Here is a 24,943-nt window from a genome sequence, read left to right as displayed (position 1 = left end):
AAGGAATTATTCATGACCGAGAAGCTGAAGCTGATCGACGGCGTCCAGGCGATCAACTGGAACCGGATCCAGGATGAGAAGGACGTTGAGGTCTGGAACCGTCTGGTCAACAACTTCTGGCTGCCGGAGAAGGTGCCGCTGTCCAACGACGTCCAGTCCTGGGCCACGCTGACTCCGGATGAGCAGCAGCTCACCATGCGTGTGTTCACGGGCCTGACCCTGCTGGACACCATGCAGGCCACCGTCGGTGCCGTCTCGCTGATCCCCGATGCGCTCACCCCGCACGAGGAAGCGGTCTACACGAACATTGCGTTCATGGAGTCCGTGCACGCCAAGAGCTACTCCTCGATCTTCTCCACCCTGGCTTCCACCAAGGAGATTGACGAGGCCTTCCGCTGGTCCACGGAGAACCCGAACCTGCAGAAGAAGGCGCAGATCATCACCGATTACTACCGCGGCGATGATCCCCTGAAGCGCAAGGTGGCTTCCACCCTGCTGGAGTCCTTCCTCTTCTACTCGGGCTTCTACCTGCCGATGTACTGGTCCTCGCGGGCCAAGCTCACAAACACGGCCGACCTGATCCGCCTCATCATCCGTGACGAGGCAGTGCACGGCTACTACATCGGCTACAAGTTCCAGCGCGGCCTGGAGACGGTTCCCGAGGAGCGCCGCCAGGAGCTGAAGGACTACACGTACGAGCTGCTCTTCGAGCTGTACGAAAACGAAGTCCAGTACACGCATGACCTGTACGACGGCGTCGGCCTGGCCGAGGACGTCAAGAAGTTCCTGCACTACAACGCCAACAAGGCGCTGATGAACCTGGGCTACGAGGCCATGTTCCCGTCCACCCTGACGGACGTGAACCCGGCGATCCTCTCGGCCCTGTCACCGAATGCCGACGAGAACCATGACTTCTTCTCCGGCTCCGGATCTTCCTACGTGATCGGCAAGGCCGTGAACACGGAAGACGACGACTGGGACTTCTAGTTCCTTAGCTGTACCGCATCATTGCCGCCGCGGCGGGCCTTTCGGGTCCGTCGCGGCGGCAGCGCTGTTTAAGGCGCGGAATGTTCTTCTTTCAGCCCATCACTCCGTACCTGTGAGATCTGGCCCTAGTTGGCGGAAACTCCGCCTACTAGACGACGCTTTCACGGATCCGTCTCCGAGGATGACCATCATGAACGCTCACCTGTAGTCGGGGACATCAGGTTGAGCCGAGAGGGAAGTGTGGGTGTGGCGGCATTACTCCCAGATTGGGCTGGGAGGGACGTCGACCGTTGGGCTGGGGCTCTAGCGCGAGTTCGTCTCTCGAGAGTGGCGGGCTGGGTGAAATTCTAGCTGCGGGTCCAGATGGAACTTTGGAGTCAAAAGCCGGAGAATGCCGAGGCTCGTCGTCGAACCGACCCGGGCTGTTCGTTCGTCACCGCGAAGTGACTGCTTGTACCCGACCGCAGCCGCTCTATGGCATTAAACAGAGCACTGGGTGGCGGACGGCCGAGTGGATTTTGGAGTACCGCCCCGAGATCAAAATTCACCAGTGAAACTCGCGTCGCAACGGGGAATTCGGTACTGGCGTCGTAGGCTCATTTCAAAGGCCGCTCTAAGGCGCAGGCGATAGGCAATTAGACACCTTCCGCTCTTTTCGCAAGGCAAAGCGTTCTTGAAGTGCCAATGGCTGACGGCACGCAATCGTTTGCGGTTGATGGCAGGTATGCAAGAAGGGGGAGGCATGGGGTTTTGGCACACCGGCTACATGGAGTTCCATGAACCGACTGGGGAAGGCACGGCCTTAGCGCCACGGCCTGTGACATTTCCATGCGGGAAATGCGGGGTGGAATTATCCACCGAACGCGATCTTCGCGTGCACAACTTCGAGGGACATTCAACTCAACGGCCAATCATGGTACTTAGGGGACGAGAGTGCGGCAATAGCCGACTCACCATCACTGGCGCGACATCTGTTGAGGATTGGGTGATCCACTCCGCTGACGCGGTGGCGCTAAACGGGAGCCCCGCGTCTGCCGACGATGTGGCGAAGAGCTTAGCAACCAAACGAAGCGGCATTGCTGAGGTGTCTCTGAGGAACAGCGATGTGGTTCAAACCTTCCACTTTGAGTTCTCTCTAGCCGAGGAAGACGACCTCGACGGAGTGGATGATGCCCTGAATCACTTCATCAAGAGTGGTGAGCTGAGTCTCCGTGCCATCGACGACTTCATCATGCGCTCCAAGCGTTACTCGACAGCATCTCGGTACCTGTCTGGTGTTGCCAACTATCTGTATGGCGTCCTCGCGCGTGAGGACAGCGCTGATTCAGCCGTCTGCGACGAGGCGCGTGACCGGGGCAGCTACCAGGGAAAGTACGACAAAGCAGTTGCAATCTTGAGAGGCTTTGACCGGCCACCTGCCGAGGCAGTGTGCGGCATCGTCGCTTTCCACTACAACCAATTCGGTCATGCGATGACGAAGACCAAGAGCCAGCGTGTCGCTGAAGTATCGCTGCGGTTTCAGGCTCTCCTGAAGGGGGAAGCGTGGTCCCGCGACGATTTGTCGCGGTCACCGCACTCGAGCTTGGATTTCGCGCTCAGTGACTCGGTCATCGAACAGGTGCTTCGGTGGAGTGCCTTACCGCTCAATGGCAGCGCCTTGGCAGAAGTAGAGGAATTGACGGCCAGTATCGACTCCCAACGACCATACGACGTTCTAAAGCTGCATCTGATCGCTGCCGAACACGCGCTCTCAGCAGGGGATCTCATCTCGGCGACTCGGCACGCTGAACGTCTTCGTGACAGCAGCGTGGCGGAAATCTGGTATGCGGCCTTCCGGAACCGTGCCCACAATCAAGGAGTTTCGTGAAATTTACTACCGACGATGGATTGCACGAAGTTATCGCGGAGCAAGTTCCTGCGATTGTCTCAATCAAGAATCCGCCAGCCGACGGACCGCGGGCGCTCAAAGTGGATAGCAAGAGGAAGAGCCGGCCACGATCAATTCTCGAGTTGATCGAATTCTCCTACGGTGAAGCGGGGCGCAAGCTCAACCTTGCTCGCAAGGACTTGGACAGTCTTTCTGTGAACAAAGACGTAATGCCGGAAGAGATCGCCGCCGTCCGGCGCCTAGCACCTGCAGATCCAATGCTTGCAGTGCCGCTTAGTCTGCTGGCAGCCCTGGCAGAGCTCGGGGCGAAGCATTCTGTCCTTCTCCGCCTTCTCCAGTTGGTCGAAGTGGCTTTCGCCAGCCACCCTCTTTTCGAAGGACGGATCGAACAGCTGCACGATCCCCGTGCCCTTCCGGGTCTCACAGCTGAGGAAGTGAATGAAGCGGTCACGAAGCTCAATCTCAAAGGACTGTGTCAGCAGACGTCGGTGGAGGCTTCGGAAACCGATCTGAAGCGCCTCCGGGTGAACGCGGTTACCGGATTGGGTCTGTTCCGCGTACTTCGTGATGGCTGGACGTCGAAGCAGTTCATTGCAGATATGGCTGCCTTCGTGTGGGACTCGCCGCCCCAGGAAAGCACGTCCAAGACTGCCGCTCTACTCGCAACTTCCAAAAGCACAGAAGCGCTGGCACAGCTGTCACGGCATTTTGAGGGCGCGATTCGTGATGCTCAACGAGCGACAGCCACCGCTCGCGCCCACGCCGCACATCAGGAACACCGCGCCGCGGCAGCGGAGGCCCACTGCCAAGGGCTTTCCGCCGAGCTGGAGATCGAGAAGCAGCGCTCTAATAAGCTTCTCGTTCAGGTGGATGACCTCACTCGGCTGCTTACGGCAGAGCAGAGCAGCCGAGTCGTCGACAAGAGCCATTTGGTGGATGACTACGAGGCATTGCGGACTCAAGTTATCCGGCGGCTCACGGACCAGGTCGGGCTCCTCAGCGACGGGCTTCACGCAATACGAAATGGAAGCACCGGTGTAGCGGAAGAGTTCGTCGACAGGGCTCTGACCGCAATAGATGGTGAGGTCACGCACCTCAAGGACCTTGATGGAGGGGTGCAATGATCGTCGGGTTTGACTTCGGGACTACTAACAGTTTGATTTCGGCCGTGGTAGGCGACCGCGTTATCGACGTGGTGGATGAGGAGGGGCGGCCGCACCCCTCAGTTGTTCGCTACGAGGGTGAAAGCGTTATCGTCGGTCGTGAGGCGCGGCGCGCGCTGGAGGAGGTCGGGATCGGGGTTTACGGCAACACCGTGCGCTCACCGAAGTTCCTCCTTGGGCAGGAAGTGGTCAGCGTGGGCGGGGTCGAGCGCAGCCCCATCGACATCGTGGCGGACGTGATCCGATATGTCCGCTCCGAGACGCGCCGCAGCCGACAGCGGCAGGTGCTGGGCGAGCTGGACCGCGCCGTCGTCACTATACCGGTCAATATGAACGGCCCACGCCGTGCTGCGCTTCGTGAGGCCTTTGCTCAGGCCGGAATCTCAGTGGCTCAGTTCGTGCATGAGCCTCTGGCCGCCTTATACGGCCACTTGCGCGGAGCGTCTGATCCTGTGAGTGAAATTCGCCGGCTCATGCGACGAAACGTGCTTGTTGTGGATTGGGGTGGAGGAACGCTCGACCTCACTCTGTGTCGGATCGAACCTGGCCGGATCGTCCAGCTTCGTAATGGCGGCACCGATCAAGTTGGTGGTGACAAATTCGATGAGGTCATCCGCGACGAAGTGGTCGCAAGGTTCTCGACCAAGCACGGAATTTCCGAATCGGATCACCCGATCCGGGAAGCGCGCCTCCGCTTGCTGCAGGACGCCGAACGTAACAAGATCGAGCTCTCCGATCGCCCGAGCGTCACCTTCTATCGACCTAACTACTTCCCTGAGTCCGACACCACGCTTGAGTATGCTCTGAGCCGCCAGGAATTGGACGGTATCACCCGTCCTTTGGTGACCAGCGGCATCCGAGAGATAGAGGCGCTTCTCGATAGCGTGGGCATGGCGCCTGCGCAGGTCTCTCTTTGCCTGGTGGCGGGCGGCATGGCGGCGATGCCAAGCATCCGCAGCCGATTGCACGAACTATTTGGACCGGAGCGGGTGCTCGTCCCAGCGAACAGCGCGACCCTTGTGTCCCAAGGAGCTGCGCGGATTGCGCACGATGCGCAGCGGCTGGTACTTGCGAAGCAGATCGAGTTGGAGATGGCCCGGGGGTCGCGGCTTCCACTACTACGGGCTGGAACGGAGATGCCCGCTGACGGTGAAGTCCGCCAGGATCGGTTTCACCTGTATTGCACTGACCCGACCGAAGGTGTTGCGAAGTTCTCCATTGTTGCCCCATCTGAGGTGGTTGAGCAGCCACAAGCGAGCGATCCGCGGACGTCGCTCGGTATTGTGACTGTATCGGTGGACACGACGGCGCCGCCGCTTGTTGAGCGGTTGGAACTCGGCGTGCAGGTCGATGACGACCTGATCTTGACGATCGACGCGGCATCCAGTCAGCGCGGTGACCGGTCGCGCGCGTCGTACTTCGACCTCGAGTTCGGCATCGGACTCACAGGGAGCGCCAATCTCGGACCAGTTGATATCGCAGATACGGACGCCTGGGTACAAAACGATGGTCTCATCGCCCGTGCCAACGTTGCGAATAAGCCGGACTCACAGCTGATCCCTGGGGATGTGTTGCATAAGCACAATCCGCTCGCGTTTGCCCGGATCCCCGGTCCCGATGAGGCAACGAGCGAGCAACGCACTGAATACCTCTACTACAAGCCGTGCGCCGTTTGTAGGCGCAAGTGGGGCGACCCCGCTTGTAGGTGCGCCACGGTGGCCTAAAGGTGGCAGCACAACAACTCGATGTACGCGTCACAGACGGCACTTCCGTCGTTGAATCTGTCCGCCGCGCGGTTCGGTTAACCCCGGAGGGGTACGCCGGCATCGTGTATGCAGGAGCTGTCTACCCGGTGTTCGTCGACGACGTTGTTGACATAGGCGGGGCGTCGCAGGAGATCGAGGACTGCAATAGGTTCCTCTTCGCGGGTGCCGCTGTCCCGTATGCCCCTAGAGCGGATGCCGCAGAGGCGCCGCAGCGGTTTGAAGGGTTCCACGGCGAGTGGAGCATCGAGACAGGTTCCTTTGGGCACTACGTCGTCTTCAACGCTTCCGAGCGGCTCGCAACGATCGTCGTCGACGCTTTGGAAGCTGGTGGTCTCGCTGTACAGCGGTGGGATGTCAGCCACCGTCTGGCCAGCGACGGCCAATTTTACGACTGGTTCGCCCGACTCCGCTTCAAAGGAAGTCACGACGAGGCCGTGTCGCGGGTCTCGGCTGTGCTCTTCCCTGTATCGGTCGATCCGTCTGTTGAATACCCTGATGCCCCGGCAGACACTCGTCTTGAGGATCTCGCGGCCAGGGTCGAAGAGCTGCTTGACCTGACGGGAGAGCTCAGAGAGAGACTCAACGCGTCCGAAGTTGAAGTTGCGTTCCTAACCCGGCGGCTCGCATCAGTTACGGACAGCGAGTTCAAGTTGTACGGGGAACTGGATACGGCGCTTGCTCATCAGAAGTCGCTCCACGATCAAATTAGCGAGTTGAGCCGCTCTCCGGAGCAAACCGCCGATACCAGGGCCCTTCTCGAAATGCAGTCGGAAACCGAAGAACTGCTCGAGCTGGCACTGACCGAGAACTCCGACCTTACTAGCAGCATCGGTGCACTCCGTAACCAAGTTGATCACGGAGACGCGCAAATTCTCACCTTAGAAGCAGCCGTTGTCGGTTTGAAGGCGAGGCTCGAAGAACTTGCGGAGCAGGAGGCGGAGCGTCGCCGAGCCGACTCTGTTCATCGTGCACCTCGCCGCGGTCTTCTCGGATTTTTGGATACGGCATTTGCCCGGCTCAACTTTGTTCTGGACGGTGACGAAGTTCTGGCCAATGTCGACGCGCCCGCCTCGCTGTTGCGGTCACTCGTGCAAATCGATATGGGACAGATGGTCGGAAAAGATCTTGAAGGCCTGGGCGGATGGCGTGAAGTTTCCAAACTGGGTACCGGCATGGCCGGCAGCGAAAGCATGGGCCGGATCTACTACAAACCTGATGGTGAGCGGGTGCTGGTAAGTGTCCACGTCAAGCAGGACGACAAGGAGCAACGCCGCCACATTGAGCGCCTTCGCTCACTTAACGGAGGCAACAAGCGCAGCCGCTAAGGTGTTCTTTACGGTGGAGGAGGTCCCGCACCTTCGGGACTGCCGACACTTGGAAGTGACACCAATCAACTCGCGGTAAAGGCGGTTCATGAGCTGAGAGCGGGTTCCAGGCAATCGGCAAAGCGCCTAATGTATCTCGCTGCATGCAACTGGCTTTGCCCGTACTCCTCCACAGCTTCCTGCGCTGCGACCTGAATATCGTTGAGTTTGAAGACTGCTAGATTGTGGGGCTCCTGAGCGTCTGCGGCAGTCGATCCTCCTAAGGGTTGTCCATGACGCCCTTATCACCTGCAGCGATGCCTCCGGCAGTCACTATGAGCAGTGGGACAACTAGAGGGGCAACCGTGTATTCACCCGGTGGTAGGTAAGAGAGCATGGTGCCACTGGGTGATGCCAATCCTAGGTTTTCGACTGACGTGGCATGACCGAAACGGCCTTCTCGCGAGTTGCTGTCTGTACCGCCCCGCCCAGCAAAGTCATGAGGTGAATACGGCCAGCGTGCTCACCACCCAATGATGATCCCCGGCCAGCGCCTGCCGGCACCTGATTAGCTATGTGCCAGCGGCGCACCGTTTGCTCTCCCCAATTTCTTCGGACGCCGAGGATACCCAACGGCAGTTCAGAACACTGCGCGATACCCACGGTTCGAGACTTCGCCCACTAGGTCCGTTGACTTTTGATGATGGGCCGGGGAAATTCCGCGGAGATATGCAAGGACTATCAGGTAGGTGCCGCCAGCCAGCCCAGAACCCCGTATCTGAAGGCAAAGGCGACGGGGATGAGGGCGAGGAAGACCACTAGCCCGAACAGTATCGCCGGACCGCCGATATTCTCGATGAACCCGGCATGGGCGAAAACCCCTGCAAAAAGCACTGCCATAACACCCAGTGAAACTGCCATGATGTTGGCCCATCCCGTCGACCGACGTGTCACGGACCTGTCTGCTGCTGCAGCTGAGACCAGTTGCCAGGCTGCCAGCAACGCCAGCTCGAAGGCTGCCACCGCGACCCCGATGACCGTGATGTACGAGGACGCCAGATCAGCAACCTCCGGATAGGCAGCCGCGGACCGAGCCGCCATCCGCGGAACAACGACGAGTTGGGTCAGCAGGGCGGCCACGGCAAACGCCACGACCGCGCAGCGGAGGGGGAGGGCTTCCTGCCGAGTCATGACGTGATCCTCGCCCGGGCCGGGACAGCTGTCAACCATGCATCAGCGGCCGCCGTTCCAGTAAGCAGGGCCGAGAAGCGCGTTGGAGCGAAGCACGTATGGACGCGGCTGCGCCGTCCGCTTACTCTTCGGCGCTATGACTGGAATCCCGGACAAAATCGAACCTCCGCTTGCCGGAACGGAAACCGAAACCCTGCTGGGTTCCCTGGACCGGCAACGCGCCACCTTTGCCTGGAAAACCGGCGGGCTTGGTGCCGAAGCCCTCACCGCCACCATCGGCTCCTCCGCGATTACCCTCGGCGGTCTGCTCAAGCACCTGGCGGGTGTGGAGGACATGTACTTCGCCTGGCGGCTGAAAGGCCAGGACCCGGGAGCTCCGTGGAATGCCGTTGACTGGCAAAACGACCCGGACTGGGATTGGCGTACCGCTGCAGACAACACCCCGGAGGACCTCTACGCGCTGTGGAGCTACGCCGTCGGACGTTCACGGCAACGCCTTGCCGCAGCGCTGGCCGAGGGCGGACTCGACCAACTGCTGCCCGCCATTAATGGCCAAGCCGGGAGCCTGCGCCGCATGCTGATCGACCTGATTGAGGAATATGCCCGGCATACCGGACATGCCGACCTGCTCCGTGAATCCGTGGACGGGCTGGTGGGGGAGGATCCTCCGGGGGACGTGTCCTGGCCCGCTCCGGCGTCCGGTGCCGCCGCCTATCCGGCCCCCGCGGCAGGCGCGTAGCCTGACCGCATGGAACCTGGCTCTGGCTCAGCCGTTGTCCGCACCCGCGGGCTGCACAAGAACTTCGGACGCGTTGCAGCGCTGAAAGGCATCGACTTGGATGTCCCGGCGGGAAGCGTCTTCGGGGTCATCGGTCCCAACGGTGCCGGCAAGACCACGCTGATGCGCCTGCTGCTGGACCTGCTGCGTCCCAGCTCCGGGGAGATAGCCGTCCTCGGCGTTAATCCCCGCAGCGGAGGGCCGGCCCTGCGTCGTCGTATCGGCTTCCTGCCGGGGGATCCGGCATTAGCGGACAGAGTCAGCGGACGGGAACTTCTCCGCTTTTTCTCACATATCAGTGGAGCCGTAGACCCGGGGACCGTTCCGGCGCTGGCGGAGCGGCTCGATCTGGACCTCGGCCGCCCGGTGCGTGCCCTGTCCAAGGGAAACCGGCAGAAACTGGGACTCATCCAGGCGTTTATGCATCAACCGCCGCTGTTGATCCTTGACGAACCAACCAGCGGATTGGACCCGTTGGTTCAACAGGAGTTTCTGGCGCTGGTGAGGGAGGCGAGCAGCAACGGCCAGACGGTACTGCTCAGCTCGCACGTTCTCAGTGAGATTGAGGAAGCCGCTGACACTGTGGCCATCCTTCGGAAGGGGGCAGTGGTATCCGCCGCCAGCACCGCGGATATCCGTGCGTCGGCCGGCCGCCGTGTGCGGATTGGTATCCCTGCAGCAGAGGCACCTGCCTTGGTTGAACGCCTTCGGCGGGTGCCCGGTTTCGAGCTGCTGCAGGTGCCCACGGACCCGGACCCCCTGGGCCCAGCCTCAATCCATGGCCGGTTCAAGGGTGACATGCCGGACCTGATCACGGCCCTGGCGGGACATCACCTCCTCGACCTGGTGGTGCAGGAGCCCGACCTCGAGGAGGCCGTGCTGCGGTTTTACGGGCCGGAGAACGCTGCCGGGCCGGCCGACGGCGGTGCCGCCGAATGAGTCGCCTCCCCTTGTTCACCCGTTCACTCGCCGCGTCATGGCGTCCGCTTCTGGGATGGGCGGCAGGCATCCTCGCTGTCCTGAGCCTGTACCTGCCCCTCTATCCGTCCCTGGCCGGCCAGGATTTCCAGGATCTCCTGCAGAGCCTGCCGCCCGAACTCATTTCCGCGCTGGGCTATGACGAGCTGACCACCGGCGCCGGCTACACCCAGGCGACGTTCTTCGGCCTCATCGGGTTCGCCCTCTTCACCATCGCCGCCATCTCCTGGGGAACCCGGGCGATTGCCGGCGACGAGGAGAGCGGGACACTGGAACTCGTGCTGGCCCACGCGGTCGGCCGGGTCCAGCTCGTGCTGGAGCGCAGCGCCGCCATTGTTGCGCGTCTGCTGCTGCTCGGCCTTTTCGCGGGTCTGGCCGTGCTGGTTTTCAACCGCCCCGCACAACTCGGACTCGTCCCTTCCCACGTTTGGGCCGGGTGTGCGGCGCTCGTCGGGCTGGCACTGCTGACGGCGTCCGTCGCCCTGGCTGCGGGGGCCTTCACCGGCCGCCGCGTCTGGGCGCTCACTGCGGCCGTTGCGGTCGCCGTCGGCGGGTACGCCCTCAACGCGGTGGCCAACCAGAACCAGGACCTGGACTACCTCCACGACTGGACGCCCTATCACTGGGCCTTCGGCTCCGGGCCGCTCAGCAACGGGGCGGATTGGGCCGGGCTCGGTGCGCTGTATGGCACAAGCGCGCTGCTGGTCCTGCTCGCTGCCGTCGCCCTTACCCGGAGGGACATCGGCACGTGACCGCCAGCCCTGTGCAATGATGTCCCCACCAAACACGACGGGTGGGCGCCGATGCGCAAGGTAAAGGGACTCGCAGCCGCGGCAGCGGCGGTGCTGCTGCTTTCCGCCTGCACGGACGCCGGATCGTCGACCGCGGAAGAGCAGTCCACTCCGCCGGTACCGAATGACGGCGCCTCAATCACGGCCTGCCAAAATGCCGTGGTCCTTGGCGAGGACCGGGTGCTGGACTTGAGCGATGCCCGCGACTTCCAGGCCTGGGGCTTAGTGGCGCCAGCCGGCGCTTCGGTTCCGTTCTCCACCGGATCGCCGGTGGAAATTGCCTGGCGGGTTACCGGGACCGGTACGTTCGATACATGGCTTGCCGATCCGCAGGGAAACCGGGTTGAGGCGTTGAAGAAACCGGGCACTTCCACTGGAGGGGAGCTGGACAAGCCGGGGGAGGGCTGGGACGCCGTCTACGAGTTTGACGAGCCCGGGTGCTGGTCGCTGCGGGTGGAGCGGCAGATGCCGGACCGCACGACGGCGATATCGGTCGACCTTCGGGTTGAGGAGGGGGCCCCTTCCTTCGCCTCAGTCAACGAAGTGTACGACGCCGTCGCGGGCGTCCTGGACTGCGACCCCGGCACCACAGCGGAACCGGTCACGATACAGATCGACGGATATCTTCCCGAGTACCGGATGTGCACCGACGCGGTCGAAATAGTCCGCTACGAGAACGAGGCGGACCGGGCCAAGGCGTCTGAATTGCTGCAGGCCGCCGAAAACCCGTTCCCGTACTTCGCCGAAGGCAGCAACTGGCACGTGCTGGTCCTGCCGGACCGTGAGGGACGGATGCCGGGCCCCGACCAAATCGCTGCCCTCGCCGCGGAACTGGGCGGCAGTTATGTCAGCGCAGCGGGCGAATAGCCCGCACGCCAGGCGTCATTATTCGTAACACTACGTTTATTGGACCAATAAACTTCCAATGACGAAAAAGCTGTGTAGGCTGGCAGCATGTTCACCGCATACGCCACAGTCCCGCAGGGATACACCGTCCACTCGGCAGCGACGCCGATGTCCTTCCCGGCCGGGGAGGCCCACCTCAAGGTCGAAGGCAGCCCGGCGGAAACCCCGCTGTACTTCTACCTCACCGGCGCCGATGCCAACGAGTACATAACCGCGGCCATGTGGATCGACTACGCCCACCAGGGCGGACACAAGGTCCAGGCCCTCATTCCGTACCTGCCCGGAGCCCGCCAGGACCGCGGCAATCCCTTCGGCGCCAAGGTCTACGCCAACCTCATCAACGCCATGAACGCCGACGAAGTGGTCTGCTTCGACCCGCACTCTCCCGTCATGCCGGCTCTGGTCCGCAACCTGCGCGCTGTGGATTCCTCGACCGTCATCGCCCAGGTCCTGCGGAACAAAGCAGGGGAGTATGCCGGCGTCATCTGCCCGGACGCCGGGGCGAAGGAACGCACCGCCCGAACCGCTGCAGCCCTCGGACTTCCGCTCTACTCCGCCGAGAAGCACCGGGACTTTGCCACCGGCAAGCTGTCCGGGTTCACCTGCGCGGAACTGCCCGACGAAGGACGCTTCCTGGTCGTGGACGACATCTGCGACGGCGGCGGAACCTTCATGGGCCTGGCCGCAGCCACCGGGCTGGGACCGGACCGCCTGGACCTGTGGGTGAGCCACGGAGTGTTCTCCGGCAAAGCAGCCCAGCTGCGGCAGGCCTACGGCTCCATCTACACCACGGATTCACACCCCGGCGCCGCCAACCCGGACGTCGCCGCTTCCATCACGCCCCTGATCTCCCACCTCATCTAAGGAACCGGCCATGACCACGACATCAGCACCGACCGCCCTGACCACCGCCAGCATCACCGCAGCCCTGTTCCAGACAGACGCGTACAAGCTCGGCCACGTCCACATGTACCCCCGGGGCACCACAAAGGTTCTCTCCAACTTCACCAACCGCGGCTCCCGGATCGAGGGTGTGGACCATGTGGTGCACTTCGGGCTCCAGGCCTTCCTGCAGAGGTTCTGCATTGAAGCCTTCGCGCCGTTCTTCGCCGCCGATGAAGACGACGCCGTGGCCGAGTACCAGGCCGGCCTCAACGACATCCTCGGCCCCAACACCGTCGGCACCGACCACATCCGGTCCCTGCACCGCCGCGGTTACCTGCCGCTGATCTTCCGTGCCGTGCCCGAGGGAACCCGGGTGCCCCTGCGGGTCCCCTCCGTCACCGTCGAATCCACCGAGCCGGAGTTCTTCTGGCTGGTCAACTACATCGAGACGGCGCTCAGCGCCTCCATCTGGCAGCCCTCCACCGCAGCGACCATTGCCGACAAGTACCGCGGCATCCTCGACACCGCCGCGGCGAAGACCGGTACGGACGCCGCCTATGTGGACTGGCAGCTCCACGACTTCTCTTTCCGGGGCATGCCCGGTGTCGAAGCTGCCGCAGCCTCCGGCGCCGGCCACCTGCTCTCCTTCAAGGGCTCGGACTCCCTCGGTTCGGCCGACTTCATCCGCCGCTACTACAACTCCTCCTTCGGCACGGACAACGGCCAGATCCTCGGTTCCATCCCCGCCAGCGAGCACGCCGTGATGTGCGCCGGCGGCCAGGACGGAGAAGCGGAAACCTTCCGCCACATCCTGGAGGTCAACCCCACCGGTAATATCTCCCTGGTCTCCGACGGGTACGACCTGTGGCACGTGCTGCAGGGCATCCTGCCCGGGCTCAAGGACATCATCACCTCACGCGACGGCAACGTCGTCATCCGTCCCGACTCCGGAGACCCGGCCGACATCGTCTGCGGAACCTCCACCCGCCCCGGCGCCGTCGCCCCGGACACGGCACCATCGATGGCAGAGGACCCGGCCTACTTCGGCGTCGTCGCCCTCCTGGACGCCGAGTTCGGCTCCACCCGCAACGACGCCGGCTACAAGGTGCTGAACAACGTGCGCGTTATGTACGGCGACTCCATCACCCCCGAGCGTGCCGCGGACATCACCGCACGCCTGGAGAAAGCGGGCTACGCCTCGGAGAACGTCGTGCTCGGCGCCGGTTCGTTCACCTACCAGTACGTCACCCGGGACACGTTCTCCTCGGCCATCAAGGTCACCTACATCGAGGTCAACGGCCAGCCCCGCAACGTGTTCAAGGATCCGATCACCGCCCAGGGTTTCGGGTCCAAGCGTTCCGCCACCGGCCGCCTGGCCGTCACCCGGAACGACGACGGCGAACTGGTCCTCATCGAGAAGGCCACCCCCGAGCAGGAAGCGGCATCCCTGCTGCAGCCCGTGTGGGCCAACGGCGAGTTCCTCCGCCGCCAGTCCTTCGCGGACGTCCGTGCCGTGCTCGGTAACATTGCCTCATGAATTCCGAAAGACAGCAGCCCCTCGTCTCGATCGATACCGTGCCCTTCATCGTGAGGGACGGGGGGCTGTGCCTGGTGACGGCGGAGCGGGCCAACGAGCCCTTCGCCGGCGTGCAGGCGCTCCCCGGCGTCCTCCTGCTTCCCTCCGAACGGCTGGCCGAGGCCGCACTGCGGGCGCTGACGGTCAAGACCGGAGTAGGGGAGGACCGAGTGGAACACCTCGACACGGCGGGTGTCTACGACAACCCGGACCGGGATCCACGCGGGCCGACCATTTCGATTGTCCATACCGCTGTCCTGCACCCGGACGCCCGGCTGAACGAAGCCGCCGTAAGGGTCACGCCGGTGGAGCGAGTATCCGGGCTGCCGTTCGACCACGACACCATCATCCGCCGTACCGCCGGCACCGTGCTGGACGCGCTTTGGGTGGACGCGCCACTGACCAAGGCGCTGCTGGGGAAGCACTTCACCACGGCCCAGGCCGCACGGATCAGCCGGAGCCTCGCGGCGGCCGCCGGACGCACCGAACCGGACTCCTCCAACCTGGGCCGGATGCTCGCCCGTAACCCTGGCCTGTCCAAATCCAGTGAGACAGTCGCCGCGGGCCGCGGGCGGCCGGCTGCAGGGTGGTCCTGGACATAGCCGGAAACATCGAAATTAATGGCGGCTTTCGAAAGGAGCAATCGGTTACAGTTATTGTCGCCAGGATTTGATCCGTTCAGCTGTGACACAGACTGACCTTACGAAAGTCGAACTCCATGTCTTTTGAGTATGTTTCAGCGGTAATGGCCCAAGGGGCGGGTGAAAGCGACGGCTCAGGAAAAACCTGGATCTTCGTCGCGGTAATAGTCCTGCTCACCTTGGTATTGCCGAATGCTTCGAAATCCACCAAATCCAAGGGGGAATCCGTCACATACGGAACCGGAACTCTCACAGCTGAAGAGGTTGTCGCGAAGCGCTTCCAGCCCACCAAATTCAAGGAGGGCTATGACCAGGACGAGGTGGATGACTTCTTGGAACGCACTGTCCAGGAGCTTCGGCGACTCGAAAAGGAACGTCTTGAACTGCAAAAGACGGACATTTTTAGGCAGGACGTTACCGCTTCAATTCTCAGCCCTGAAGAGGTAATAAATCAGAGGTTCCAGCCGACAAAGTTCCGCGAGGGGTATGCGCAGAATGAGGTGGATGACTTCCTGGACCGGATTGCCACGGGTCTTCGGGACCGGGTTTCCGAAAATGAGCAGCTTCGGCGCCGGCTAGGCCCGTCCCAGTACGGAACTCCGACGACGCCGAGCTGACCCGGATACGGCACTTCGACGGACAGCAGCCCTCAAATTGATGCCAATCACTGGTGGAATTAATCAGTCGGCGGCCGTTGCCGTTGCCGCTTCGTGGCACCCCGTTGTTTCTTTGCATCGAGGCGGCGGTAGTTCGAGCCGCGGGTAGGTTTGGTGGTCCGGCGCGGAGCAGGTCCGGGCGCCAGTCCGTCTGCCACGAGTGCGGCGAGCTTGGCCAGGGCTGTTTCCCGGTTGCGAAGCTGGGAACGTTGCTCGGAGGCCGTCACGGTCAGCACTCCGGCCACGAGACTGCGTTTCAGCCGCTGCAGCAGCAGCAGGCGTTGCTGTTCCGACAGCACCGCAGAACCGGCTACGTTCCAGGAGAGTGCGACGCGGCTGTCCGAGGTGTTGACGTGCTGGCCCCCGGGGCCGGACGAACGGGAGAACCGCCACTCGAGTTCAGCCGCGGGAATCGTGAGCGCGGGCGACACCACCAAATCCATCCCTCCAGCGTCGCACGAACGAATCCGGTACGGCTAACGCGACTGCAGCCGGTCGGTGGGCAGCAGCAACTCGATTGCAGCGGTCATATCGGCGGCCTTGGCAATCGCGCCCTCCGCTGTGGGGGCCACCACCACCCGGTCCCGGTGGACTTCCTGGATCAGCACCGGAATCTGCCGGCCGTCGTCGTCGAGCCACCACTGCTCGATGAACATCCGAAGGCCGAGCTCGTCGAGCAGGGCTTCGGCGGCATCGAGGTCACCGGCCTCAGCGCAGCGGCGGTGCAGCAGGTCATACGGGACAAACCCGCCGTCGTCGGTCATATGGATATACCCGACGTGCTCGCCGTCGAGGCTCCGCAGATGGTCAAAGGTGTTGTCGGGCGGCAGGGGTTCGGACATGGCAGGACCCTAGCACCCTGGGATCACTCGGGCAGCAGGTCCCACAGTTTCCGGGTGGTGTTCCAGCTGCGGATGGTCATCGATTTGTACAGCGGCGAGGCCGCGATGGCACTCAGCCGGCTCTTGGTCAGCTCGGCGCTGAGCCGCTGCGAATAGATGACGCCTTCGCCGGCCCAGATCTCGTCAACGCCTTCCCTCGGCCGGAAAGCTTCCAGGGCGGTGTCGGCATCGATGTCCATGAGGAAGATCGCGTCCGAGTGGTAGAGGTCCGGCCGCTCACCAAAGTGCTGCGGCCGATGCTCGACGACGGCCTGCAGCTGCGCGCGGCCCAGCACCAGGACCTTGATGAGTTCGTCGTCGAGGTCGAAGCGGTCCGTGAGCGCGGCTTCGATCTGCCGTCCGACCGAGCCGGCGTCGTCATTCGATGCCAGGAAGACATTCCCGCTCGCAATGTAGGTGGACACCTGCTGGAACCCGAGGTTTTCCAGATGCCCCCGTAATGCCTTCATGGGGACCTTGTTCCGCCCGCCGACGTTGATGCCGCGCAGGAGGGCCAGATAAGGGAACGTGTCCGCGGCCGGGCTGTCGGTCACTGCACCGGGATGCGGCGGCGGATTTCGCGAACCGTGCCCGCCGGATCGGGGGAGTGGTCGTGGGACTCGGGCACGGTGACCAGCACGGCCTGCGGCATCCGCCGCGCCAGCTTCTCGGTGGCGGCCATGATCACCGGGTAGGTGGTGGTTCCCCGCAGGATGGTGACGGGGACCGAAACCTGTGCCATCGCCGCCGTCGGGGTGGACACGGCCTGCGACAGCAGCGCGTCATAGACGGCGGACTGCGCCAGCGGAACCAGGGAATCGAACATGGGGCTGGCCTGGATCTGTTCAATAAACGGTTCGGGCAGACCGATTCCTTCCCGCTGGAAGGTGGTCACGGCATCCGCCGGGTTCCCTGAATCAACAAGGGCCTGAAGCCGCTGCGGAAGGTCCATCGAGGGTTCCCCCTCGCCGAAGAGGAACGGCGGCTCGGACAGGAACAGATGGCTGATCGGTGCTCCCTCGGCCGCCGCCAGCAGGGCGAGCATGGCGCCGGAGGAATGTCCGAGGACCACCGCGTCGCCGCCGACGGCGTTGAGGACCGCTGTGAGGTCCTCCACCTCCCGCCGCGGAGAGTAGGGGGAAGAGTCCGTGCTTTCCCCGCGGGCACGGCGGTCCATCGTCACCGCCTGGAAACCGGCGGCTTTCAGCGCGTCGGCCAACGGGGCGCCGGCGTCGGCTGTCGAAAACGCACCGCCGACAATGACCACCGGCGGACCATGGCCCGTCTGCTCGAAAGCGATCCGGGTGCCGTCTGCTGAGTCTGCGTACAACATGCCCCAGATTCGATCATGCCGACGAGGCCCCGGCAATCAGTGGCTCCGCATCCGCGGCTCCGGCGGCCAACTTTCTTCCGCGCCTCCGGCACCCCGCCGCCGCGCGCGGGCCGTGGACCTAGCCGGCGACCTGGCTGCGCTGGCCGGTATCGACGGCGGCCACCGCACCGCCGTCGAGCAGGAGGTCCGCGCCGGTCATGAAGCTGGCATCCTGGCTGAGCAGGAAGGCCGTGGCATTGGCGATGTCGAAGGCGGTGCCGAGGCGCTTGGTGCCGGACGCCTCGATCATGGCACGCATTTGCGCGCCCGATTCGCCGGCGAGTTCCTGCTGTCCCATCGGGGTGGAAATGACGCCGGGGCTGATGCTGTTCACGCGTGCCCCGCGGGCACCCCAGCGCAGGCTGGCGGTCTGGACGCGGACCTGATTGGCGCGCTTGGCCACACTGTAGGCGTGTCCGGGGTGGTCGATGCCGGCAACAAACGGGATCAGCAGCAGATCGTCCGCAGGGACGGTGGCCAGGCTCGCCAGCACGTCGGCGGGCATCTGGCCGCCGGCCATGTAAGCGGACATGCTGGAAATGACGACGCCGGCACCGCCCGGGGCGATGACCTTCTCGAACTCCTCCAGCACCACGGCCACGCCGAACAGGTCGACCTTCCAGATCGCCTCCACCGGTGCCTGGACGGGGGAGAGCCCGGCGGTGTGGACGACGCCGGTTACCGCTCCCAGCTCACGGGCAGTTGCGGCCAGGGCGGCCACGGACTGACGTGAGGAGACGTCCACCTGCTGGGAGACGACGTCGTAGCCCTCACCGAGCGCGGTGGCCACTGTGCTCTCCAGCAGTTCTTCATTGAAGTCCGCCACCAGGATCTTCCGTCCTGCGCCGGACCGGCGCATAACCGCCTGCCCCATGCCGCCCATGCCGATAACTACCAGTACTTCCGAGGCCATGATGCTCCGATGCTTAGAGTGCCGGCGGGAAACCGCCGGATGTATGCCTCTGAGACTAGCGGGTCTCGGTTTCCCCGCGGCACGGCGCGGCGGTGGGCATCGAAGTTAGCCGGCAGGGTCATAGGCGACGGCGACGTCGAGTACCCAGACGACGCCGAAGCGGTCCTGCACCATTCCGTAGGCGGGGGAGAAGGCCGAGGGCGCCAGGTCCTGCAGCACGGTGGAGCCCTCGGCAAGCCGGTCCCAGAGAGCTGTGATCTCCTCGGCCGATTCGCCGCGGACCGAGACAAAGGAGGATTTGTCCCCCTGGTCGTAGGACACGCTGGCGGGAACGTCGTAGGCCATGATCGAGAAGCCGTTCCCGCCGATGACCTGCCCGAACTTGACCTGGCCGGCCTCCTCCGGGAGTTCGACGCTGTAGGCATCCTCATTGGTGACGACGATAAGCTGCCCGCCGAAAACCGAGTGGTAGAACTCCAGCGCATCCCGGGCATCGCCGCGGAAGTTCAGGTGGGGCGTGGTGGTGACAGACATGGGTTGCTCCTTCTGGGGTAGCCCGGGTGTTTCCCGGTAACACCCACTCTTCTCCCAGTAGAGGTCAGTTTCTGGCCGCTATATCGTTTATCTTTCTCGTATGCCCACCACGACGTCGCGGCTCCTGCTGCTCCTCTCACTTCTGCAGACCCCGCGGGACTGGCCGGGGCAGGTGCTCGCGGACCGGCTGGAGATCAGCCCCCGGACCGTGCGCCGCGACGTCGACCGCCTGCGGGAAATGGGCTATTCAATCCGGGCGTTGAAGGGGCCGGATGGGGGCTACCGCCTGGACGCCGGTGCCGAGCTGCCGCCGCTGCTTTTCGATGAGAACCAGGTGCTGGCGCTCGCCGTCGCACTGCAGTCCGCACCCCTTACGGGTGCGGCGATCGAGGAGGCCGCGGCACGGGCGCTGGCCACGGTCCGGCAGGTGATGCCCTCGCGGCTGCGCCACCGTCTTGACGCGCTGCAGTTCACCGCGCTGTCCGTGGGTCCCGGTGACGCCGGATCGGTTTCGCCGGAACTGCTGCTGACCCTCGCCGCTGCCGTCCGATCACGTCAGGTGCTGCGCTTTGACTATGCAGGTGCCCAGTCGGGAGACGGCGACGTCGGCTTCTCACCGCCGCGCCGGGCGGAGCCGCATCATCTGGTGGCCTCCCGCGGACGCTGGTACCTGGTGGCCTGGGACCTGGACCGGAACGACTGGCGGATCTTCCGTGCCGACCGGATCGCGCCGCGGACGCCGGTGGGTGCCCGGTTCCGGGAGCGGGAACTGCCCGGCGGCAGCGTGCACGCCTTCGTCTCCGCCCGGTTCCGGGGAACGGAGCCGGGAAAGAATCCCGGTAAGGGGTCCGACTGGCCCTGCCGGGGTGCCGTAATCCTGCATCTGCCGGCGGCCGCCGTCGTTCCGTTCGCCGGTGACGGCACGGTCGAAGCAGTTGGATCCGACCGGTGCCGGCTGGAGGCGGGCTCCTGGTCCTGGGCGGCACTGGCAGCCTCCTTTGGCCGGTTCGACGCCGGACTCGAGGTGGTCGGCCCGCCTGAACTGGCCGCCGCCTTCGGGAAGCTGGCTACCCGCTTCACCGCGGCGGCAGCACGGTAGGCGCGTGATATCTCCGCTTCTCGGTCGAGCGGGCCCGCGGGAACCGGGATCGGACTGCATAATGCCGTTATGGCTGCCCATCACCGGAACACGAATCCACTTCCCGCACTCTGGCAGGACCTGGCCCCGCTGCTGCCGACGGACACGGACACGGCGCCGTGGTCGGGGCCGCGCTGGTGGTGGGCGGGCGCACTGGACGTGGAAGGACTGGCCCTCGGATCCCTGCAGGCGCTGGCTACGGCGCTCGCCGCCGGGACCGGCGCCGCGGGCAGGAGCCGGGACATCGGACTGACCTCCCGGGGTGCCGCGGCGTCCTTTGCCTCCTATACCCACCTGCGGGTCAACGGCCAGGCCGTGGGCGGGTTCGCCCCGCTGTCGGGTTTCCGCCGCACCATCGACGGATGGGTCCGGCTGCACGCCAACTATCCGCACCACGAACGCGCCCTGCTTACGGCGCTGGGCGTTGCCTCACCGGACGCCGTAGATGCCGCACTACTGCGGTTGACCGCCATGGAGGTGGAGGACCGGGTGACGGCATACGGGGGAGTGGCAGCCGCGGTTCGGCCGCCAGCGGAGTGGATGAACTCCCCGGCAGGCAGGGCCCTGCAGGGGGAACCCTGGATCCGGCTGAACACAGCCCCGGCACCAGCGCCCTCCCGTACAGTGCCGGCTGCCCTGCGCGGCGGGTCCGGCGGGATTCTGGACGGCCTGCATGTTCTGGACCTGACGCGGGTGATCGCCGGTCCGTCGGGCAGCCGGATCCTGGGCGCCCTGGGGGCCGACGTGCTGCGGATCGACCCGCCCGCCACACCGGAGCTGGTGGAGCAGCACATTGACACCGGCTTCTCGAAGCGCAGTGCGGTGGCCGACCTAACCGACCCGGCCGCTTACCGGCGGTTCCGCGAGCTCCTCGAGGAGGCCGACGTCGTGCTGCTGGGGTACCGGGGCGGCTCCCTGGCCCGCTTCGGACTGGATCCGGAAGCGCTGCGGGCGGATTTCCCGGGACTGGGCGTGGTCAGCTTCGACGCCTGGGGGAATGCCGGGCCATGGGCGGCCCGGCGGGGTTTCGACAGCATTGTGCAGGCCGCGAGCGGCATTGCCACCATCTACGGCGGCGGGGAGGGAGACTCGTGGCGGCCCGGAGCGCTGCCGGTCCAGGCGCTGGACTATGCCACCGGCCTCGGGGCAGCCGCGGCTGCGGCGGCGCTCATGGGTGCCCGGAATCGAGGGATCAGCGGATCGGCCCATCTGTCGCTGGTGCGCACCGCGCTGGAGCTGATGCGGCTGCCTGCTCCGCCCTCGGGTACGGAACGGAACGAACTGGAACCGGAGCTCCGCACCTCGCCAAGCGCCTACGGCGAACTGACGTTTGTGCCGCCGCCCCTGCTGGTGGACGGAAAGCATCTTGAGTACAGCCGGCCGCCGCAGCGTTACGGCAGTTCTGTGCCGGTGTGGGACTGACCCCGCCTCCGGTCCGTCCGTTAGGGAAGGCGGCCCGGCCTCAGCAATGAGGGGACGGCAGCCCGCGCCGGATCCAGCGGCACGGGGCTGATAAGCACCGCCGGTCCGCGGTGAAGCGTCCCGCTGCTCAACGGCCGGCAGCGCAGCCCGCCCCGGCCCCGCATCGCCTTGTGCGCGCCGGGCGCCAGGACCTGATCCATCCAGGCGCACGGGTGGGCCTGCCTGCCGCCGTGGAACTCAACCAGGCCACCTGCCGATTCGAGAACAAAGTCCTGCCCCAACAGCGGGACCAGCTCGGCACCGCGGAGCACCACGTTCCGGCGGGCCAGCAGCGGGTCGAAAGGATCGGCACCAAGCTCCGCGGCGATGGCCTCCAACGACTCGACGGCGAACAAGGTCACGGCCGCATCCATGTGGGCCGCCTTGCCGAAGAACCGGTCCCCGACAATCCCCTTGCCGGCCACCACCTCAGCCTGGTCCGCATCAGTGGTGACGACGTCGGCCGCGCCGTCCTTGGCACGCCCGAAGTAGGCGTGTGCGGGCGACACGAGCAGGTGCAGGATCTCGACGTCGTACGCGTAACTCATGCCTCCACGCTAACCCTTCCGGTGCGGACGGTCCGCAGCCGCTCATCCCGTCCCCGGCACGGGCGCGCCGGTGCCGCGCGCGTTGGGCCGCACGTGCGAGGATGGCGCGAAATGACGAGGGTGCCATGCCGGATAAGGGGTGGGTAACGGGACAATGCGGTACGTCTACCTGCGGACCTGCGCGTCAATGGCCGGCCTGCTGTGTTTATGCCTGGTCGTCTCCCTTGCCGTGTTCCTGAACCTTTCCAATGAGCCGGCCGGCGCGGCGGCTGCCCCTGAAGCCCAGGCACCGGACAGCGTCACGCTCGTGGTCAACAAGCACCGTCCCCTGGCGGCGGACTATGTGCCGCCGGACCTGGTCGACGCGGGCGGGCTGCTGCTCCGCGCCGAAGCGGCTGAAGCCTATGCCCGCATGGTTGGGGACGCCGCCGCGGAGGGTGTCGCCATTTCTCCCGTCAGCGGCTATCGGTCGAGCGAAGAACAGTCCCGGCTGCACTCCTCCTACACCGAGAGGTACGGGCAGGAGGGAGCCGATTCGCTCTCCGCCCGGCCCGGCTACAGCGAGCATGAGACCGGGCTGGCCGTGGATGTCGGCAACCCGGATGGCCTGTGTGCGCTGGAAACCTGTTTCGAGGGAACGGCGGCCGGTGCCTGGACGGCGGCGAACGCGCACCGGTACGGCTTCCTGATCCGCTATCCGGCGGGGGCGGAACACATCACCGGGTATGCCTACGAGCCCTGGCACCTGCGCTACGTGGGGCCGGAGGTTGCGGCGGCCGTCTACGACGCCGGGGTGACCCTGGAGGAGTTCCTCGGCTTTCCGGCCGCCCCGGATTACTGATCGGGTGTAGCTAAACCGCCTTTACCACCGGCAGTTCGCTCCACTCGGTGGTGTACCGCGGCGAGGAATACTTACGCGACATGGTCCACTCCGGCGTCGCCGTCGACATCCCCGCCAACCCGAGCCCGATGCTCGCCGCCCCGTATTTGTCCGTGACTTTCCCCAGCAGTTCGCCCAGGTTCCGCCGTTCCTGTGCGGAGACGAACTCCTCGAACAGGGGCTGCGCTCCGGCGGATTCCAGCCCGCTGAGCATCACCCCGGCCTTGGTGTAGGGCACCCCCTCGACCACCTGGGACTCCAGGGCACCGACGGCGGCCCGGCTGAGGACCACGGGATCCGACGTCGGGCTGGGCAGGCGCACCGTGGCCGAGGGGAACGACGCCGCCCGCTCGCTGAAGTGCGACGTGCCGGCATAAGCGGTGAGAATGCTGGCCTGCTGTCCTTCGCGCTCCAGCCGGGCGGCAGCCTGCTGGGCGTAGATGCTCATGACCTGGCGCATTTCCGCGCCGGTGGTGACCGGGGTTGAGAAGCTCCGGGAGAAGATCAGCTGCTTGCGGTCCGCCCGCTCGTCCTCGTGCGGAATGCAGGCGGTGCCGTTGAGCTCCAGCACGGTGCGCTGCAGGATGACCGAGAATTTCCGGCGGATCAGCGCGGGATCAGCGGCGCGCAGGTCCGCGACGGTGGAGATTCCCATGGCTTCGAGCTTCGTGCCCAGCCGGGACCCCACGCCCCACAGGCCGGTGACCGGCACCCGGGACATGATGGTTTCCACGGCGGCCGGGTCCATGGTCTCGAGGTTGCAGACGCCCTGCAGATGCCGGTTCTGTTTGGCGATCCGATTGGCGAACTTCGCCAGGGTCTTGGTGGTGCCGATGCCCACGCAGACCGGCAGGCCGGTGTGGCGGGCGACGGCGGTGCGGATGGTTGCGCCCTGCGCCTCCAGGTCGCGCGGCGTCCCGGCGAGTCCGAGGAAGGACTCATCGATCGAGTACACCTCCTGCCACAGCGCGTAGCGCCCCAGCAGTTCCATCACGCGGGAACTGAGGTCTCCGTAGAGCTCATAGTTGCTCGAGCGCTGGATCAGGCCCACGCGCGGCGCGGATTCGGCGAGCTTGAACCACGGCGTGCCGGTCTTGATGCCCAGCGCCTTCGCCTCGTCCGAGCGCGCCACCACGCAGCCGTCGTTATTGGACAGCACCACCACCGGCACCCCGGCCAGTTTCGGGTCGAAGGCGCGCTCGCAGGAAACGTAGAAGCTGTTGACGTCCACCAGGGCGATCCGCTGGGCGGCGTTCGGCGACACGGACTGCTCAGACATGGTGCAGGCAGCGGGTCACAACACCCCAGACGGACAGTTCCGACGGCTCCGCCACGAGGATGTCCGGATACCCGGGGCTTTCGGCCCGCAGCACGATCCGCTGCCCGCCCAGCAGCAGCCGGCGGACCGTGAGCTCGCCGTCCACCACGGCGACGACGACGGCGCCGTCGCGCGGAGTGAGTGAACGGTCCACAATTAGTTCATCCCCGTTGCAGATGCCGGTGCCCGCCATGGAATCGCCTTCCACCCGCACCACGTAGGTGGAGGTGGGATCGCGGATCAGGTGCCGGTTGAGGTCGATCCGGCCGTCGAAGTAGTCCCGGGCCGGACTGGGAAAGCCCGCTGCGGTGGCTGCGTCGGACTCCGTCGGCGGCGCGGGGCGGCGCGACCGGTCCGCTGAGAACACCGCCATGCCGAGGCCTCCTGA

At 64.8% G+C, this 24,943-nt stretch carries 26 protein-coding genes and 1 pseudogene; 17 read left to right on the top strand and 10 right to left on the bottom strand.

From position 1 onward, the window contains the following. Nucleotides 1–12: 12 nt before the first annotated feature. The 5 genes from nrdF to N2L00_RS09545 all read left to right on the top strand — a co-directional run bounded on the left by nrdF (nt 13) and on the right by N2L00_RS09545 (nt 7,129). Nucleotides 13–987 carry a class 1b ribonucleoside-diphosphate reductase subunit beta gene (gene nrdF, locus N2L00_RS09565; protein ID WP_229951693.1) on the top strand — a complete coding sequence of 325 codons (975 nt, stop codon included), beginning with the start codon at nt 13–15 and terminating at the stop codon, nt 985–987. Nucleotides 988–1,831: 844 nt separating this feature from the next. After that, entirely contained in the window at nt 1,832–2,854 is a 1,023-nt protein-coding gene (locus N2L00_RS09560; RefSeq protein WP_255766421.1) for a hypothetical protein, read from the top strand. Next, on the top strand, nt 2,851–3,999 hold the full coding sequence (locus N2L00_RS09555; protein WP_255862906.1) for a hypothetical protein: 1,149 nt from the start codon (nt 2,851–2,853) through the stop codon (nt 3,997–3,999). The genes N2L00_RS09560 and N2L00_RS09555 overlap by 4 nt, the downstream gene beginning before the upstream one ends. Further along, nucleotides 3,996–5,762 carry an Hsp70 family protein gene (locus N2L00_RS09550; RefSeq protein ID WP_255766419.1) on the top strand — a complete coding sequence of 589 codons (1,767 nt, stop codon included), beginning with the start codon at nt 3,996–3,998 and terminating at the stop codon, nt 5,760–5,762. The genes N2L00_RS09555 and N2L00_RS09550 overlap by 4 nt, the downstream gene beginning before the upstream one ends. A 128-nt stretch (nt 5,763–5,890) precedes the next feature. Further along, complete coding sequence (locus N2L00_RS09545) at nt 5,891–7,129, top strand: hypothetical protein (protein ID WP_260554255.1); 1,239 nt, start codon at nt 5,891–5,893, stop codon at nt 7,127–7,129. Nucleotides 7,130–7,849: 720 nt separating this feature from the next. On the opposite strand, the gene N2L00_RS09540 is transcribed toward N2L00_RS09545, so the two are convergent. Then, on the bottom strand, nt 7,850–8,299 hold the full coding sequence (locus N2L00_RS09540; RefSeq protein WP_255766417.1) for a DUF2975 domain-containing protein: 450 nt from the start codon (nt 8,297–8,299) through the stop codon (nt 7,850–7,852). 136 nt (nt 8,300–8,435) lie between these two features. On the opposite strand from N2L00_RS09540, the gene N2L00_RS09535 reads away from it, so the two are divergent. From N2L00_RS09535 to N2L00_RS09495, 9 genes and pseudogenes are all read left to right on the top strand, one after another. Next, a complete protein-coding gene (locus tag N2L00_RS09535) occupies nt 8,436–9,038 on the top strand; it encodes a DinB family protein (RefSeq protein WP_255766416.1) in 603 nt (200 codons plus the stop codon). A gap of 9 nt (nt 9,039–9,047) precedes the next feature. Further along, the gene (locus N2L00_RS09530) at nt 9,048–10,016 is read left to right on the top strand and encodes an ABC transporter ATP-binding protein (RefSeq protein WP_255766415.1); all 969 of its coding nucleotides are present in this window, start codon (nt 9,048–9,050) and stop codon (nt 10,014–10,016) included. Continuing rightward, entirely contained in the window at nt 10,013–10,807 is a 795-nt protein-coding gene (locus N2L00_RS09525) for an ABC transporter permease subunit (protein WP_255766414.1), read from the top strand. Before N2L00_RS09530 ends, N2L00_RS09525 begins: the two co-directional genes overlap by 4 nt. 51 nt (nt 10,808–10,858) lie before the next feature. Further along, complete coding sequence (locus N2L00_RS09520) at nt 10,859–11,713, top strand: hypothetical protein (RefSeq protein ID WP_255766413.1); 855 nt, start codon at nt 10,859–10,861, stop codon at nt 11,711–11,713. Between the two features lie 87 nt (nt 11,714–11,800). Continuing rightward, nucleotides 11,801–12,616, top strand: a complete 816-nt coding sequence (locus N2L00_RS09515; protein WP_255862907.1) for a ribose-phosphate pyrophosphokinase — start codon at nt 11,801–11,803, stop codon at nt 12,614–12,616. Nucleotides 12,617–12,626: 10 nt separating this feature from the next. Continuing rightward, nucleotides 12,627–14,174: a nicotinate phosphoribosyltransferase gene (locus N2L00_RS09510; RefSeq protein ID WP_255766411.1), complete on the top strand. Its 1,548-nt coding sequence runs from the start codon at nt 12,627–12,629 to the stop codon at nt 14,172–14,174. Continuing rightward, nucleotides 14,171–14,815, top strand: coding sequence for an NUDIX domain-containing protein (locus N2L00_RS09505; RefSeq protein WP_255766410.1), 645 nt, complete (start codon nt 14,171–14,173; stop codon nt 14,813–14,815). The genes N2L00_RS09510 and N2L00_RS09505 overlap by 4 nt, the downstream gene beginning before the upstream one ends. 224 nt (nt 14,816–15,039) lie before the next feature. Next, nucleotides 15,040–15,246: pseudogene (locus N2L00_RS09500) on the top strand (DivIVA domain-containing protein); the annotation flags it as partial. Next, a complete protein-coding gene (locus tag N2L00_RS09495) occupies nt 15,238–15,471 on the top strand; it encodes a DivIVA domain-containing protein (RefSeq protein ID WP_396124525.1) in 234 nt (77 codons plus the stop codon). The pseudogene N2L00_RS09500 and the gene N2L00_RS09495, both read left to right, overlap by 9 nt. A gap of 59 nt (nt 15,472–15,530) precedes the next feature. On the opposite strand, the gene arfB is transcribed toward N2L00_RS09495, so the two are convergent. The 6 genes from arfB to N2L00_RS09465 all read right to left on the bottom strand — a co-directional run bounded on the left by arfB (nt 15,531) and on the right by N2L00_RS09465 (nt 19,210). Continuing rightward, nucleotides 15,531–15,953 carry an alternative ribosome rescue aminoacyl-tRNA hydrolase ArfB gene (gene arfB, locus N2L00_RS09490; RefSeq protein ID WP_255766409.1) on the bottom strand — a complete coding sequence of 141 codons (423 nt, stop codon included), beginning with the start codon at nt 15,951–15,953 and terminating at the stop codon, nt 15,531–15,533. A 33-nt stretch (nt 15,954–15,986) separates the two neighbouring features. Continuing rightward, the gene (locus tag N2L00_RS09485) at nt 15,987–16,352 is read right to left on the bottom strand and encodes a serine/threonine protein phosphatase (RefSeq protein ID WP_255766408.1); all 366 of its coding nucleotides are present in this window, start codon (nt 16,350–16,352) and stop codon (nt 15,987–15,989) included. Between the two features lie 23 nt (nt 16,353–16,375). Then, nucleotides 16,376–16,945 (bottom strand): DUF1697 domain-containing protein, encoded by a 570-nt coding sequence (locus N2L00_RS09480; protein WP_255766407.1) that lies wholly within the window; start codon nt 16,943–16,945, stop codon nt 16,376–16,378. Then, a complete protein-coding gene (locus N2L00_RS09475; protein WP_255766406.1) occupies nt 16,942–17,724 on the bottom strand; it encodes an alpha/beta fold hydrolase in 783 nt (260 codons plus the stop codon). Before N2L00_RS09475 ends, N2L00_RS09480 begins: the two co-directional genes overlap by 4 nt. 118 nt (nt 17,725–17,842) lie before the next feature. Beyond that, nucleotides 17,843–18,676, bottom strand: coding sequence for an SDR family oxidoreductase (locus tag N2L00_RS09470; RefSeq protein WP_255766405.1), 834 nt, complete (start codon nt 18,674–18,676; stop codon nt 17,843–17,845). Between the two features lie 105 nt (nt 18,677–18,781). Further along, on the bottom strand, nt 18,782–19,210 hold the full coding sequence (locus N2L00_RS09465; RefSeq protein WP_255766404.1) for a VOC family protein: 429 nt from the start codon (nt 19,208–19,210) through the stop codon (nt 18,782–18,784). A 100-nt stretch (nt 19,211–19,310) separates the two neighbouring features. Between N2L00_RS09465 and N2L00_RS09460 the strand changes: the two genes are divergently transcribed. Together N2L00_RS09460 and N2L00_RS09455 are read left to right on the top strand one after the other, a co-directional pair. Then, nucleotides 19,311–20,309: a YafY family protein gene (locus tag N2L00_RS09460; RefSeq protein WP_255862908.1), complete on the top strand. Its 999-nt coding sequence runs from the start codon at nt 19,311–19,313 to the stop codon at nt 20,307–20,309. A gap of 69 nt (nt 20,310–20,378) precedes the next feature. Further along, nucleotides 20,379–21,770, top strand: a complete 1,392-nt coding sequence (locus tag N2L00_RS09455; protein ID WP_255766402.1) for a CoA transferase — start codon at nt 20,379–20,381, stop codon at nt 21,768–21,770. A gap of 20 nt (nt 21,771–21,790) precedes the next feature. Here N2L00_RS09455 and N2L00_RS09450 read toward each other — a convergent pair whose 3' ends face one another. Continuing rightward, nucleotides 21,791–22,357 carry an MOSC domain-containing protein gene (locus tag N2L00_RS09450; protein WP_255766401.1) on the bottom strand — a complete coding sequence of 189 codons (567 nt, stop codon included), beginning with the start codon at nt 22,355–22,357 and terminating at the stop codon, nt 21,791–21,793. 139 nt (nt 22,358–22,496) lie between these two features. Here N2L00_RS09450 and N2L00_RS09445 point away from each other — a divergent pair, with 139 nt between their 5' ends. Continuing rightward, nucleotides 22,497–23,198, top strand: a complete 702-nt coding sequence (locus N2L00_RS09445) for a D-alanyl-D-alanine carboxypeptidase family protein (protein WP_255766400.1) — start codon at nt 22,497–22,499, stop codon at nt 23,196–23,198. A 10-nt stretch (nt 23,199–23,208) separates the two neighbouring features. On the opposite strand, the gene N2L00_RS09440 is transcribed toward N2L00_RS09445, so the two are convergent. Further along, nucleotides 23,209–24,516 (bottom strand): Y-family DNA polymerase, encoded by a 1,308-nt coding sequence (locus N2L00_RS09440; protein ID WP_255766399.1) that lies wholly within the window; start codon nt 24,514–24,516, stop codon nt 23,209–23,211. After that, on the bottom strand, nt 24,509–24,928 hold the full coding sequence (locus N2L00_RS09435) for a LexA family transcriptional regulator (protein ID WP_227921169.1): 420 nt from the start codon (nt 24,926–24,928) through the stop codon (nt 24,509–24,511). Before N2L00_RS09435 ends, N2L00_RS09440 begins: the two co-directional genes overlap by 8 nt. Nucleotides 24,929–24,943 lie beyond the last annotated feature (15 nt).

Source organism: Arthrobacter sp. zg-Y1171 (assembly GCF_025244845.1).
Lineage (GTDB): Bacteria > Actinomycetota > Actinomycetes > Actinomycetales > Micrococcaceae > Arthrobacter_B.
Note: the sequence above shows the minus strand (reverse complement) of the source record. Positions and strands in the feature narration are given on the sequence as shown.